This window comes from Sporosarcina luteola, from assembly GCF_007991495.1.
GTDB classification, from domain to species: domain Bacteria; phylum Bacillota; class Bacilli; order Bacillales_A; family Planococcaceae; genus Sporosarcina; species Sporosarcina luteola.
On the sequence record NZ_BJYL01000040.1, the window covers coordinates 1 to 15199 of the forward strand.

Genomic DNA, 15199 nt, shown 5'->3' on the forward strand with positions numbered 1-15199 from the left:
TTAAAAAACACAAAATGCGCATAGGCACATTTTGTGTTTTTATTTCACTTTACATTACTAACAAACTCGTACATCTTATCCAAGCCTACCAAATGATGATTACAATCTTCTGCATCTCGGCAAATATAATTTCCTTTTTTTGTATATGTGCCGACTGTTTCACCTTTTGTTTTCGTTAAGAACATACCTACGTTTGTAAGGCGATTGCAGATTGCACAAATTTGTTTTACGTTTGTCTCTTCAAAAATGCCCGAAAGTCCAATCATGCCCTTCTGAGAAGGCGTGATAATATATCTTTTCTTCGTTCCTAAGTCATCGTAACTTAAATAGGTCATTTTATTATAGCCAAGGCCTTCAGTAGGCAGCTTCAGTTTTTTCACTTTAGGAAATAGCTTTTTCAACTTCTGCTCAGATGGCGGATTAAATGGAATGATATATTGTTCCAAATCACCTATATATTTTTCGGCTGACTCTTTATCCTCTATCTCTACCATCTTGTTTAGGAATTCCTTTTGTGCATCTGACAACTCTGTAAACAAATCCAGCACTTTCTCGATTGAAAGTGACTCAAGGGCGTTAAGGACATGTGCATCATTAACAGTTCCGTGACCGTTTACAAGTCGCTGTATTTGTCTTTTTATAAAATTAAACTGATCGTTTCTTAGAAATTGTTCATTCTTCATTTCTGTTAGCTCCTTCGTTTTTTGATTGCCTAAACAAAGTGCAAAGCTTTCAATTCAGAAATGGAACTTCATACAAGCGATTAAACAACTTTCGCCCCATGCAAAGTATCGCACCCATCCTCTGGCTTTGCATGAGTCTTATTAGAAGCTGGCAATGCCATTTGATTTGCCATCTTCACAACACCTCCCAACTCTTTCATAGAGGAACTACGTCCATTATCATACAACTTTCTGTTTTTCGGAACAAGAATTTTTGTCGGTAACTAAATAAAACAGAGCTAACCCAATTTTGAGGTTAGCCCTGTTTTACATAATTATTTACGGATTGTAGACAATGCATTCGTCCAAGGGATTACTTGGTCCAGCATTTGGTTTACTGAATCTGCTTGTACAGCAGCCGGTTTGAAATCTGTTCCGTTTTCAAAATCTGTGAATAATGATAGCGCTGGATGTACGCGCACATGTGCTACAAGAAGTTCACTCAAAATCCCACGTAAATGTTCTGTCGCACGAGCTCCGCCTACTGAACCGTAGGACACGATACCTGCTGCTTTGTTGTTCCATTCTTCACGTAAGTAGTCCAACGCATTTTTAAGAGCCCCTGTGATGGAGTGATTATACTCTTGGACGATAAATACGAAACCGTCTTGTTTTCCAATAATTTCAGACCATGCTGCCGCACCTGATGCGTCGCCACCTGCTTCACCTAAAAGTGGTAATTTATAATCTGCGATATCGATAATTGTGTAATTTGCATCTCCGCGTTTATCTGCCAATTCTTTTACCCATGCTCCTACTTGTGGACTTACGCGTCCGTCACGTGTTGATCCTAAAACTATACCTATATTTGGTTGTGCCATTGTTGTTTCCTCCTCTTGTTGTGTTCCGAATAATTTACTTAAAAAACCCATTTTTCCTGTTTCACCTCCTTACAAGTACTCTTTTTCAATGGTACGCGTGCTACGAACTGTATCGATTGGTCTTACCATCGCTTCAATTTTATCCCGCTTCCCTTCCAGGAATGGCGGCAATGATAACTTTTCTCCTACTGTTTCATAAGGCTCATCCCCCATGAAACCAGGGCCATCAGTAGCCCATTCGAACAGGATTCCAGGTGCGACGCGCGCATATAACGATTCGAAGAAGAACCGATCAATGTAGCCGGATGTATTGAAACCGAATTTTTGCATGCGGTCAATCCATACGTTCAATGCGTTTGTATCCTCCACTCGGAAAGCCGCGTGGTGGACTGTTCCAAAGCCTTGGCGACCATTTGGAAGCAAAGTGTTATGTTCGACAATGACTTGTGCACCGTTCCCACCTTCACCGACTTCAAAAAGGTGCAGCGATCCTTCTTTCGCGATTTCTTTGAACTCCATTGCCGTTTTAAGAACTTTTTTAAAGTAATCAAACTCTGCAATGCGTACATGAATCGGACCTAAGCCAGTGATTGCAAATTCAAGTGGAACCGGACCATTTTGCCATGGCGTGCCGGCAGCCACTCCTTCATTATTCTCATCTGATATCAACATATATTGCTGTTCATCAAAGTCGACGAATGAAATGGTCTTTTTGCCGAACACTTCCTGAATTCCTTTGTTTTTCACGTCATATTTTTCAAACCGCTTCAACCAATAATCCAATGCAGCATCTGAAGGGACGCGGAATGCCGTTTTGTAAATTTCATTTGTTCCATGCGTTCCTTTCGGGATACCTGGAAAATCGAAAAACGTCATATCCGTACCGGCAGCCCCTTTATCATCCGCAAAGAATAAGTGATACGTTTGGATATCGTCTTGGTTCACCGTTTTTTTCACTAGTCGCATGCCCAATGTAAACGTAAAGAACTCATAGTTTTTTTCCGCACTGCTCGTAATGGCAGTTACGTGATGAATACCTTTTAATCCGTTCATTTAACTCTCTCCTTTTTATTAGTTATCATTAAATATCCTTAATTCGAGATATATGCATAAAAAAATTTAAGTCTTAATTAAAAATCTATTTATCTTGAATTCGAGATAATCATAACATGTGATTTTTAGAACGTCAACAATTTTGTGTCAAAGGTCTTCGTTAACGCTCTTACAAAAAAAGACCGGATGCGCTGACATCCAGTCAATTCATAGTCTAGCCAGGGTTATGCGTGATTCAATGATTTTATGCGTATTTAGAACAATCAATGCACTTTATTCAAATTGATTTCAAATAAAATAACCCACCGTTAATAATCTCCACTTTTATTCTCGTCTCGTACTGCTCTTCCATCGCTTTCTTCTCGCTTTCATAGCACTCGGGTCGGTCTTCGTCTTCGATTCCTCTGTAAAAGTACTCCAGTACGAGCAAATCTTTTCGAAGTCTTTCCTTCGCTTCCTCCGCCCACGTATGGTCGTCGTGCTGGATTTGATTTTCAATGACCGCATCCAACCGCTCCAGTGCCCGCAATGGTTTGATTGTATAAGGGAGATGGAAGGTGTTCGGTGATATACTGCTTTCCAAGTTCAATCCACTAATTGATTCCTGGAATCCGTTGATAATCGCGCCTGTCATTAAATTGATGCCTAGCGAGTATAGCGTTTCCTGCGTTCGATCACTGGAATACGTTATTTTGTAATTAACCCCTACCCATGGCGTCAATATCGTCTGCGTCCCGGATTGCGTTGTCGCCCTTTCATACATTTGTACAAATGAGCCGAGTTCCTTCGTCACTTGGAATAATTGATTGAGCCGGGGCGAACCGTAGTGGACGACTTCTCCCGCGATTGCTTCCTGTAGCCTATTTTTATCAGTAATCAACGTCAGCTGCGCGGGATTCGGCTCGTCTCCTGTACTTTCCAAGTACTTCCAATAAAAAGGCCGGTTCATAATCCGCTTATCCATTTCAACCGTCAATTGTACATTGATGAAATGATCATTTTCCCTTATGATTTCGCAATTATTCTCCTTGAAAAACCGTCGTATATATTGATGTATTTGTTGAGGATACATACGCTACCTCCTTGCTTTAAATCGACAGTTTATACTCCGATAGAATATCATCCAACTCACCAACCACTTTTTCAAAAACGCCAATTTTCACATTCAGCAACTCTAATATATGGTCCTCAATTGTATGTTTGATGGCCAGATTGTATATATTAACATCATGCTCTTGACCTAGCCGGTGGACACGTCCGATCCGTTGCTCGAGCTTCATCGGGTTCCACGGCAAGTCGTAATTGATGACATGATGGCAAAATTGAAGGTTGATCCCCTCGCTGCCGGATTCCGTGGCGATCAATACTTGCGCCTTCTCTTTAAATAACTGCTTCATCCACTCGCGTTTGCTTTTGCTGAACTGCCCGTTGAACGGGACGCTCACAATTCCTTTCTCGTACAGGAAGTTTTGCAAGTACGCCTGGCTTGCGCGATATTCCGTAAAGATAATGACCTTTTCGCCATTTGCTTGTTGAATGATTTCATATGCTTTTTCCGCTTTCGTATTAACGTCAAGTTCGGCTAGTTTCTGGATGATCTCATCCGTGAATGAAATCTCTTCCGGCCTCGTGCACTTTTGGCGCATTTCATTCAACGTCAGAAAAGCTGCATGCTTACTGCTGCAAATTTCCTTTTGCAACGTGATCATTGAAAAGGCGCCTGAAAAGACAGGAGACACATGTTTCAGTTCTGAAATCATATCGTACACTTCTTTTTCCTTTTCACTGAACTCAAGCGGAATGGTTTTAACACGGCGATTCGTCCATTCTATTCCCGTGTCATGACGAGAATTTCTCACCATTACTTGATTGATCAGTTCTTTTAAAAACTCGTCCTCTTCGACATTATGTTTACTTGCCGAGAAGACGGATTGGAACGTTTCGAAATTGCCGAGATGCCCCGGTTTTAACAGTGATATAAGATTGAACAGCTCGAACACGTCGTTCTGTATGGGCGTCGCTGTCAGCAGCAAGCAGAATTTCTTCTTCAAGTTTTGCACGAACTCGTAGTTCTTCGTTTTAGGGTTCTTTAATTTATGCGCCTCGTCGATGATGATTAAATCAAAGTCTTGGGCGTAAATGTTTTCCTTATGCGGGCTTCTTTTCGCCATATCCATACTGGCAATGACGATATTGCAGTAGTTCAAATCATACGCTTTTTTATATTGGATCGTCGGAATATGGAATTTTTGATTCAACTCTTCGACCCATTGATTGATGAGAGAGGCTGGAACGAGAATGAGTGCTTTCTTCACAAGCCCTCTAATGAGATACTCTTTTAAGATAAGCCCGGCTTGAATCGTTTTCCCAAGACCGACCTCATCTGCAAGAATCGCCTTTCCATTCATCCGTTCGATCACCGTTTCCGCCGCTTCCAACTGGTGAGGGAAAGGCGTCAGCTCGGGCAAATATTTCGGCGATTGCAGACCGTGAAAGTCAGTGATCAACTTCGATTTTTCCACGTCATAGCACATGTTGTACAACATCCAACTATCCCATGCTTTACGATCCTCCAACCGTTCCATGAAACCTTCTTTCCACTCGGACGACCATTCAATTTGCATAAACATCCCCTCATCCGATATTTTCTTGTTAGAATGTCCAGAAATGAAGTTAGTATGTGTAGGTTGATGAAGAGAAGACATTATGAGGATTACACGCGCGGCAATCACAAGCTCCGAGACATTCGCATAGGTTATTCATGTGAGGATTATTCTTAAGGGAGGATTTGAGTTTGGCTAAGGAGCAAGTGGATTTCAAAGATCCTAATTTGCATTATGCGTTCGATTTGGCGCAAAGCAGGTTTTTCACAAAAAATGACAGCAATTATATAAATGTGCTAGGCAGCGAACAAATGAAAACGCTTGGTGATACATTTTTGCTCGATGTTTTCTTAAGTGCCGACAATGGCGTAGAGCCACATTATCATTTTAACGCATCTGAAGTCATTTATTGCATTACCGGTGAAACAATCGTTTCGATGATCAATCCGTCTACGAAAGAATTGAAAAGTTTTCAGATCAAACCCCAACAAGCTGTGAATATCCCGCAAGGTTGGTGGCATTATTTCACGGCAAGTGTAGATAATACGCATGTCCTGACTATTTACGACACACATAAATTGGAAACCGTTTGGGGCTCCGACGTCCTTCGTCTAACGCCGCCTCAAGAGCTCGCAAATGCATACTGCTTGGATGAAAGACAGATTCAGCAAGCATTAGCACCAATCAAAGATACCGTAATCATCGGACCGCCGAAAGATTGCCCTAAACAAAATGGAAACCACGACAATAACGGACACACGTATCCGCCGAATTATCCATCCTACCACCCTTCCTATTATCCATCACGTTACCCATATACCCCGTATTACGGAAAGTGAATTGTCGTATTCCCAGTGATGTTGATAAGGAAGCTAATCAAACTACATGAGTAGCTTCCTATCTATAGAATCTGCGCAATGGCTCATTCTTTGGCGCAACGGCTCGTTTATTCCAACAAGGGCTCATTCTTTGGCGCAACGACTCGTTTATTCCAACCTTGATCTTTTGGACATGCCAGCTTTTTAGATAATCCTTGATTTATTTATTGCAATTGCATTGATCCATGTTCTCACAGAGGACTTGCCATTGAGTGTTTCAAATAAACCGTTATGAAAACCTCCTGCGTTACAAATTTTGCAGATATCTGTGCAAGGTACAATTCGAACCCAAAGTGCAAAAGAACCTTTCCTCGATTATGTTGGAAAGGTTCGTTTTTATATACTTTCATACTATTAATTTATCACAACACCGGCACTTGCATATCCCGCTAAAGTAGTTGCTATGGAGAGTCCACTTCCAGTTATGGAAAACACCATTAATAACCGTGTTTGCGGAGTGACCGCGATATTTAAATTCGTTGTTATTCCTCTCGCGATAGCTCCAAGTGAAATTACTCCTGATAATGAAGGCGAAAGGTTCACTAGCGCGCCAGGTACAGCAGTGAAAATATTGTTAGGCGTGCTGGATTGATATAATTGCGCACGCACAGCTATCGATCCAAGCGCAAGGGAGACCCCTGCTGTAACACTGAAATAAGCTGAAATTGAGGTGATCGTGCCCGCCCTTGGAAGTGAAAAGGCAAAGTTCGTTAAAGGTCCAGCAATCGCACCTGTAAGATCTATAGTTGAACCAAGCACACTTAGTGTTGGTGCTGAACTTCCGAAACCTATCAAGCCCCCTGTACCGGCCGCCCCGCCTACTAGGGTAGTCAAAGATACTGGAATTCCTGACGCGAACGGAATTACGGTACCTGCAGCTGCAGCACCAGTTGGACCTGTTGGGCCTGGAATTCCTTGGATTCCTTGGATTCCTTGGACTCCCGTTGCGCCGGTTGGACCGACTTCGCCTTGAATTCCTTGGGCACCCGTTGCTCCGGTTGGACCGATTTCTCCTTGAATTCCTTGCGCTCCTGTTGCTCCTGTTGGACCGACCTCACCTTGGATTCCTTGGGCGCCTGTTGCGCCTGTTGGACCGACTTCGCCTTGGATTCCTTGGGCACCGGTTGCTCCCGTTGGACCTGCTTCGCCTTGAATTCCTTGAATGCCGGTTGCACCAGTTGGGCCGACTTCGCCTTGGATTCCTTGTGCGCCAGTCGCACCCGTTGTACCGACTTCGCCTTGAATTCCTTGGGCACCCGTTGCACCAGTTGGGCCGATTTCTCCTTGAATTCCTTGTGCGCCGGTCGCACCAGTTGGACCTGCTTCGCCTTGAATTCCTTGAGTCCCGGTTGCACCAGTTGGGCCGATTTCTCCTTGAATTCCCTGGGCACCGGTAGCACCAGTTGGGCCGATTTCTCCTTGAATACCTTGGGCTCCAGTAGCTCCCGTTTGTCCTGCTTCACCTTGGATTCCTTGGGCGCCGGTTGCCCCAGTTGGACCGATTTCTCCTTGGATTCCTTGGGCTCCGGTTGCACCAGTTGGACCTATTTCGCCTTGGATTCCTTGAGCTCCTGTTGCTCCCGTCGGACCGATTTCTCCTTGGACTCCTTGAACACCTGTTGCCCCAGTTGGACCCATTTCTCCTTGGATTCCTTGAGCACCTGTTGCGCCGGTTGCACCTACTTCGCCCTGGATTCCTTGAGCACCTGTTGCCCCAGTTGGACCCATTTCTCCTTGGATTCCTTGAGCGCCGGTTGCTCCGGTCGGACCTACTTCGCCTTGGATTCCTTGGGCGCCGGTTGCTCCCGTCGGACCTGGATCACCTTGAATTCCTTGGGCGCCGGTTGCTCCGGTTACACCTGGATCACCCTGTATTCCTTGAGCTCCGGTTGGACCCATTTCTCCTTGAATTCCTTGAGCGCCGGTTGCTCCGGTCGGACCTACTTCTCCTTGGATTCCCTGGGCACCGGTTGCACCAGTTGGGCCGATTTCTCCTTGGATTCCTTGGGCGCCGGTTGCTCCGGTCGAACCTACTTCGCCTTGGATTCCTTGAACACCTGTTGCCCCAGTTGGACCGACTTCTCCTTGGACTCCTTGAACACCTGTTGCCCCAGTTGGACCGATTTCTCCTTGGATTCCTTGGGCACCGGTTGCTCCGGTTGGACCCGGATCGCCTTGGACCCCTTGTACACCTGTCGGACCCGTCGGACCGGAATCACCCTGAATTCCTTGGGCACCGGTTGCACCGGTCGCTCCCATAGGACCTACTGGGCCCCGAATACCTTGGGGACCTCGTTCTCCTGTTGCCCCAGTTGCTCCCGTTGCTCCCCGTGGACCTGGTGGACCTGGTGGACCTTGTCTACATTGACAATTGGTTTGTATACAACCTTTACATGGAAAATGTCTATTTTGCACTTCTTCACTCCCCTTCCTTTTTTCAGAACATCAGTATTACTTTATTCAAACGAATAATGATTGCTTGTACTAATGTTCCTGAAGAGGAAAGGAACATTATTGGTTTATGCGAGTTTTGAAGTATTTTTCATTAAATAGGACACTCGGATGGTCTGGGACGATAGACAATGCCTTCACATGATGTTCATACGCTTTTTCCCATTGTCCCAATTGGTCATAGCAATAGCACAAATCGATATGCGGCATCCAACTCCACACCGCTTCATTGATACTGCCCATGGTATCCGGCTTTTCCAAACCAATTATCATTTCTAACCAAAAAACAGCCAATTGCATCTCGCCATGTTCAATAAAATAGCGTCCAATTTCACTGCAAGCCTCTGCCCGGGGTTTATCATATTCAAATGTTTTGAATAAATACTGGAGCACTTTGCTATTGTCTCGATCTTTATAGCAACGCGACAGATGTAAACAAGCCATGATACTGTCTTCCACCCATCCGCCGTCCATCAATAAAAATTGTTCAAAGTAGTAGACGGCCTCTTCCTTCCTGTCGTTATACATTAATTCATTCGCAAAGTAGATCGTATCTCTTAAAGAAAATGGCTCACCATTCTCCTGCATACTCATATAAATTTCCAGATTTCTTGTCGTATAGGACTTTTCTTTTTTATGAGTAATGGCAACATCACTTTCAATCGCTTCACCGAACACATCCAAATACTCGTGCACTTTTCCGATCCATTTGAATCCTGCTTCTCTTCGTACAATCCTATTTCGCTTTAAACTATAGGTGACGTTTCCATTGCTATCCTCCCCTAAATGGTAAGGCATAGTAACCCTATTAACTTCACCATCAAGCTCCTCTTTCAGTTTGCGAAATGTGTCCTTGTCAGTTTCCTGCAAAACATCATCCGCATCCAACCACATAATATAATCCTTTGTAGCTTGCGCAAATGAAAAGTTCCGTGCTGCCGCAAAGTCATTCACCCACTTAAAATCCAGTACCTTGTCCGCGAACTTTACCGCAATCTCTCTTGTACCATCAACCGATCCAGTGTCGACAATAATGATTTCATCCACAACTTCACGTACAGAACGCAAGCAGCGTTCCAACACTTCCTCTTCATCCCTTACAATCATACATAGACTAATCTCTTGGTGTTTTCTGAGCATTGGCTTCATCTCCGTTATAAGCAGTTGTAGTTTAGTATACGAACGGCAGATAACAAGTGTTAGGCAACGAGTTCATAAAGATGAAGAGATCTTTTTTCAATTTAAAAACCCCTTCCCAAGTGAGTGATCCTTGGAAAGGAGTTGATTTATTGACTATTGTTTGTACCGATTTTCAAGTTCATAGATGCGTTGCTCGGGTTCGATGTTTCTATGTTCAAGAAAGTTTGTTTTCTTGCCAACATAATCTCGATTGTTGTCCAACTTTTCCCCATTTTGTATAACAAGCTTTTCAATATTTTCTAAGCGGTCATCTATCGCACCGATTCGATTGTCCATTATCCTTATACTGCCATCCATCGCATCTAAACGCTGATTCATTTCATTGCGGAAATCCTTTTGTTCTACTTGCATCGCTTGTAACATTTCCAAGACTTTTTCCATCCATCCAATCCCCCTTTTCCCTTTAGTACGCCCGTTGTTATGATTACACTTATAATACCATAATAATAACTTTTGAAAACCCCGCCATTAAGGAGTTTTCTACTTTAGACTACTTGCACGAATATCAAAAAAGCCCTCCTCCGTTAAGAAGAGAGCTTCCATTTTACTTTTCATCCAACGTCAACAAGGCGACACATTCCACATGCACGGTATGTGGGAATAGGTCAACGGGCTGCACTTTTTGAAGTGTGTATCCAAATGGCACCAATTCCGCTATATCTGTCGCAAAAGTATCGGGGCTGCATGATACGTAGACAATTCGTTTAGGCTGAGCGCGTCCGATCCGGCGCATCACTTTGCCGCCAGCACCGCAACGCGGCGGGTCGATTAGCAATAGATCCGCCAAGCCCCAACTTTCATGTATTTCATCGATTCCTTTTCGTGCATCACGTGCAAGAAAAGTCGTGTTATACAAGTCGTTGTCTGTGGCATTTCGTTTTGCCGATTCAATCGACTTCTCGACGATCTCGATGCCTGCCAATTCTTTCACTCGGGCGGCAAATGGCAGGGAGAATGTCCCAACGCCACAAAATAAGTCGATCATTTTTTCGTCTGCTTGAGGCTTGCCCATTTCAAGTGCAAGCTCGACTAGTTTCTGCGCTTGAACAGGGTTCGTTTGAAAAAATGTATCGAACCAAAGACGGTAACGATATCCGCCCAATTCATCATAAATGAAATCGCGTCCCGCCAATACGAATGTTTCCTCAGATTGTGTGCGGTCTGCCAAATCCGTGTTCACGAGCCACATCAAGCTTTTCACATTCGGATATTTATTCGTGATTCGGTCAATTAAGTTTTCAGCTGCTGTTGCCAATTCACCTGCAGGCGCTTCTGTCGCAAACAATGCAAGCATCATTTCTCCAGTTTCAAACGACTCACGGACCATCAAGTGACGAAGAAGACCTTCATGGGTATCTTTGTTGTAGCCCGTGAGGCCGAACTCTTGCACCCACTCACTCACTTCCATCGTCGCATCGACCATATTCCGACCTGCGATGAGACAGGTTTCAAGCGGAATAACTTTTCGGAAATTCCCTTGCTCATGCAGTCCGAGATTTCCTTCAGGTGAAAACGTGAATTCCATTTTATTTCGATAATGCCAATGCTCTTCCATGCCGAATGTATCCTGAACAAGTTCGGGGTTCATCCCTACACTTTGCAATGCTTCCTTCACATGATTCGTCTTATGCTTCAACTGGCCTTCATAGCTCCAATGTTGCCAGACACAGCCTCCGCAAAGTTCAAAATGCGGGCAAGGTGCCTCGACACGATCCGGGCTCGCAACCAAAATCTCTTCAGGCAACGCCTTTCTTCTTCTCTTTTCCGGCTGATCGACAACGACTTGCACAGTTTCTCCTGGCAACGTTTGCGGAATGGTGAGCCGCAATTTTCTCGGGTTGTTGCCCAAATCATGCTCACGCCAAATGACCGCCTGTCCATTCCCTTTACTGTCCAAACGGTGAATTTCCGCAACCATTTTCTCTCCTAGTATAACAGTCAAGTAATGACTCTCCTTTCGAAATTGCCTTCATCTATTAAATGTCCGCCATCAACGGCTTACTATTTTCAAAAGTGACATACTGTCCTATTATAGCGGAATTGGACTGGATTCACCAGAGCCTGAAACCATTCCAAATTGAACAATTCGGTTGAGCTGATTGAGCCGTTAAAGAATGAGCCTTTGCGAGAATTAATGAGCCGTTCTGCAAAAGAATGAGCCCTTGCGAAAATAAATGAGCCCTTGCCCGACTTAATGAGCCGTTCTACAAAAGAATGAGCCCTTGCGTGAATTAATGAGCCGTTCTGCAAAAGAATGAGCCCTTGCCCGACTTAATGAGCCGTTCTACAAAAGAATGAGCCCTTGCGTGAATTAATGAGCCGTTCTGCAAAAGAATGGGCCCTTGCGTGAATTAATGAGCCGTTCTGCAAAAGAATGGGCCCTTCCCCGAATAAACAGGCCCACTTATTTTCACTTCTTCTCTTTCAACTTTCTCATCCGTTCCAGATAATCGTCTATCTTCTGATCGATTCGGGTCACTTCATCTTTAATCAATTGCATCTTACTTTCTTCTCGTTCATCTACCATGGCTCTGTATTGATCCCGGTGCGTTTCAATAATAGCTAGTAATTCATCTCTTACCGATTCATCAATCATTCCTTCTTGCTGAAGAAGGTTTGCGGCTCCAGCAAATCGATCACTTTCCAACCGCATGGCATCCTTTGCGCGACCAGCTAATTTTCTCACTTTGTCATACGCCATTGCTTCCGGCCATGCATCCGCCTGTTCAAACATCAATCCAACTAGGTCGATATCGGATGGAAGCCAAAGTTTCGACATGCCTGTCGAGAAATCTTCTATTGTGTTTGCAGCCATATATGAGCCATTTCCAGCCTCCGCCACATCTTTCAGCTGGCTTTCCGCTTGTTGATCTACTTGGAAGCCGATGACATTGACATGACGGTCTTTCGATAATTCCGCAAATGCCTTCGCTTCAGCAACCGGGTCACCGTCACATGTTTCCGCCCCATCGCTCACGATGTAAAGCGTAATGTCATCAGTCGTCTGTTCGTGATCCAATCGTGCCTGTTTAATGGCTCCAGCTAACGGCGTCCATCCGCTCGCTTTCACTTCATCAACCGCTTTATCAAACTCCGCTTCCTTGTATTCTCCTAAAGGATAAATTTCGTCAATCGTCCCACATGAAAGATTTTTATCCGACTGGTTTTGTGTACCTGCGTGGCCATATACATACAAAGACATGTCACTTTCTTTTCCAATCGTCGTTGCAAAGCCTTTTACAGCATTTTTAGCAGTATCCATTTTCAGCCTTCCGTCAGCCTGTAGCAACATGCTTGAACTGGCGTCTAAAAGAAGGATTGCCTTAGAAGGGATAGTCGTTGGCTTTCCATCAACCGTCGTTTCGTAAGGCTCTGGTAAAATCGGTTCCTTAAACGATGGAGTGTAGTCAACTAACGGCTGTACGGTTTCTTTGTATCTAGCCCCGCCTAACAAGTGTAGAAAAGCACCATAGAGTTCATGCGGATCTTTTGTCGTTGCTGTAATGCTCTCCATTTCGTTAAGAAACTCTTTCCTTATATCAGCATGAACTTCTTTTCCAATCCACATTGATGTTTCGCGGTCCACCGAAAAGTCTTTCGTCAACTCCCCAGGAGCAAGCGCCGCGATTTCTTCGATAGTTGTTGCTGCTTCGCCAGTTGGTATCGAATCCATCAACTTGTCTTCGGGATTCTCTTCAGCCGCTTCTACTTTCTCCGGCTCGTTCGTCTTTTCTTCATCTTGTACGGATGACTGCTCCTCAGCAGGCTCAGCCCCTTTCGAACAACCTGCCATCGCAAAACAGGCGACCAGAATGAAAAGCAACCTTTTCATTTTCATACCGAACCCTCCTCACATCATTCCTATTCCTCTACTCATACGACTAATCATCAGGATAGTTACAACGCATTACATAAACACCTCTTTCCGATGAATAAATTTCCAATATCTTAGTAGATCAAATGTGAAAATACCTAAGAAAAGAACGGTGCCTGCCACCGACACAATTCAGAATTGTGTTAGTGGCAAGCACTCAATTTCTAGATGGTTCGGCTTTTCAATCACTGTATTTCTCCACCTGAAGGCAGCACCAAACTTACCTCTTTCCGCAAATGGCTAACGTGATTCGAACTCTTCTCCCATTGATGCATCAGCTCAAGTTGCCTATTCTTGAGTTCCTCATCCGGCTCAGCAATCATTTCGATTCGATCAAATTTCTTTTCGAAAATAGCCGCGTCCTTCATTTTTTGATAACCGCCAAACCCTAAATCATCATTCAACAGCCAAACAACTCGTTGAATTTTAGCGAATAGAATTCCACCTGTACACATAGGACACGGCTCTAACGAACTGTAAAGTGTGAATGACCGGTTATGTATTTTCGCATCAAAGATCGTCTCTCCCGCATTGCGGATTGCTTCGATTTCCGCGTGTGCCGTGGCGTCATTATTCGTATGCACACCGTTCCGCCCCTTTGCGATGACTTTGAATTGATCATCCACGAGAATCGCTCCAACAGGATAGGTATTCTCCTGCAATGCTAACTCCGCTTCCTCAAGTGCCATCTTTAAATAAAACTTATCTATATCAGTAAACATTTGCAATCGACTCCTTTTTAGTTGGCAGGCACCCGTTTCACTTCTTTTCCATTCGATCCGCTACTTGTGCTGAGTGCGTATTTCCTTCACTCCGCAATTTATCAATGATATTGTTATAATCCTTTTCATTGCGGTTCTGGCTTAGTTTATAAGCCGCTTGAATTTCTTCCACCTTGATCTTAAAACCGACGATCCCTTTTAGTTCACTTTCGAGTAGGTTAGGAGAAAGCGTATCCCATAAGACGGGATTTTCCCGATGCCCTTCGTATTTTTTCAGCATCATTTTTAAATCCTCTATTAATTCTTCTCTTGGTAAATTACTTGCTTTTCCGTACATATGAACCGCCTCATAGTTCCACGTCGGCACATTTTCATGGGCATACCAAGACGATGAAATATAGGCATGCGGTCCTTGAAACATAACGAGAACATCTTCACACGTTTCAAATGTACGCCACTGAGGGTTTCCGTAAGCCATATGTCCAGTTATATACCAATCATCACCGTTTTCCATGAATCCAAAAGGCAAATGAGTCGCAATCGGCTTTCCTTTCTTGGTCGTGACAATTGTGCCAAAGGAATTGGCATGAACAAAACCCCGGATTTCATCCGCATCTGTAACTTTGAAATACTTTGGAATATACATAGAATCCCCCTATTCATACGAGTGTTTTTATCATGATAAAGTCAATCTGTTCTTAATCCCAATGAAAAAAGTGTGCGTTCCTTTATATGAACTCTGTAACCGCATCGCTGATCCAATTCTCTTTCGAACAAAGGCTCATTTTTTCCCAGTTGGAGTCCATTCTAGTAAGTGAGAATAAATGAGCCGTTTGGCAAAAGAATGAGCCCTTGTGGGAATAAATGAGCCGTTC

The 15199-nt window shown here is 44.0% G+C and carries 13 protein-coding genes; 1 reads left to right on the forward strand and 12 read right to left on the reverse strand.

Features of this window, described 5'->3' with window-relative positions; translation table 11 throughout:
* Window positions 1–44 precede the first annotated feature (44 nt).
* From SLU01_RS14445 to SLU01_RS14465, 5 genes are all read right to left on the reverse strand, one after another.
* Window positions 45–683, reverse strand: a complete 639-nt coding sequence (locus tag SLU01_RS14445) for a FusB/FusC family EF-G-binding protein (RefSeq protein WP_147059570.1) — start codon at window positions 681–683, stop codon at window positions 45–47.
* Window positions 684–997: 314 nt separating this feature from the next.
* Complete coding sequence (locus SLU01_RS14450; RefSeq protein WP_147059572.1) at window positions 998–1594, reverse strand: NADPH-dependent FMN reductase; 597 nt, start codon at window positions 1592–1594, stop codon at window positions 998–1000.
* 18 nt (window positions 1595–1612) lie between these two features.
* Window positions 1613–2596 (reverse strand): ring-cleaving dioxygenase, encoded by a 984-nt coding sequence (locus SLU01_RS14455; protein ID WP_147059574.1) that lies wholly within the window; start codon window positions 2594–2596, stop codon window positions 1613–1615.
* Between the two features lie 277 nt (window positions 2597–2873).
* Complete coding sequence (locus SLU01_RS14460; protein ID WP_147059576.1) at window positions 2874–3668, reverse strand: YqhG family protein; 795 nt, start codon at window positions 3666–3668, stop codon at window positions 2874–2876.
* Window positions 3669–3684: 16 nt separating this feature from the next.
* Complete coding sequence (locus SLU01_RS14465) at window positions 3685–5226, reverse strand: DEAD/DEAH box helicase (RefSeq protein ID WP_147059578.1); 1542 nt, start codon at window positions 5224–5226, stop codon at window positions 3685–3687.
* A 164-nt stretch (window positions 5227–5390) separates the two neighbouring features.
* On the opposite strand from SLU01_RS14465, the gene SLU01_RS14470 reads away from it, so the two are divergent.
* Window positions 5391–6038: a cupin domain-containing protein gene (locus tag SLU01_RS14470; RefSeq protein WP_147059580.1), complete on the forward strand. Its 648-nt coding sequence runs from the start codon at window positions 5391–5393 to the stop codon at window positions 6036–6038.
* 393 nt (window positions 6039–6431) lie between these two features.
* Here the strand turns inward: SLU01_RS14470 and SLU01_RS14475 are convergent, their stop codons facing one another.
* The 7 genes from SLU01_RS14475 to SLU01_RS14505 all read right to left on the reverse strand — a co-directional run bounded on the left by SLU01_RS14475 (window position 6432) and on the right by SLU01_RS14505 (window position 14970).
* Entirely contained in the window at window positions 6432–8492 is a 2061-nt protein-coding gene (locus SLU01_RS14475; protein ID WP_147059582.1) for an exosporium glycoprotein BclB-related protein, read from the reverse strand.
* Window positions 8493–8588: 96 nt separating this feature from the next.
* The gene (locus SLU01_RS14480) at window positions 8589–9668 is read right to left on the reverse strand and encodes a tetratricopeptide repeat-containing glycosyltransferase family 2 protein (protein ID WP_147059584.1); all 1080 of its coding nucleotides are present in this window, start codon (window positions 9666–9668) and stop codon (window positions 8589–8591) included.
* A 153-nt stretch (window positions 9669–9821) separates the two neighbouring features.
* Window positions 9822–10109 carry a hypothetical protein gene (locus tag SLU01_RS14485; protein ID WP_147059585.1) on the reverse strand — a complete coding sequence of 96 codons (288 nt, stop codon included), beginning with the start codon at window positions 10107–10109 and terminating at the stop codon, window positions 9822–9824.
* Window positions 10110–10272: 163 nt separating this feature from the next.
* Window positions 10273–11646 (reverse strand): 23S rRNA (uracil(1939)-C(5))-methyltransferase RlmD, encoded by a 1374-nt coding sequence (gene rlmD, locus SLU01_RS14490; protein ID WP_373866423.1) that lies wholly within the window; start codon window positions 11644–11646, stop codon window positions 10273–10275.
* 492 nt (window positions 11647–12138) lie between these two features.
* Window positions 12139–13566 (reverse strand): VWA domain-containing protein, encoded by a 1428-nt coding sequence (locus SLU01_RS14495; RefSeq protein WP_147059589.1) that lies wholly within the window; start codon window positions 13564–13566, stop codon window positions 12139–12141.
* A 221-nt stretch (window positions 13567–13787) separates the two neighbouring features.
* The gene (locus SLU01_RS14500) at window positions 13788–14324 is read right to left on the reverse strand and encodes a nucleoside deaminase (protein WP_147059591.1); all 537 of its coding nucleotides are present in this window, start codon (window positions 14322–14324) and stop codon (window positions 13788–13790) included.
* A 37-nt stretch (window positions 14325–14361) separates the two neighbouring features.
* Window positions 14362–14970: an FMN-binding negative transcriptional regulator gene (locus tag SLU01_RS14505; RefSeq protein WP_147059593.1), complete on the reverse strand. Its 609-nt coding sequence runs from the start codon at window positions 14968–14970 to the stop codon at window positions 14362–14364.
* Window positions 14971–15199 lie beyond the last annotated feature (229 nt).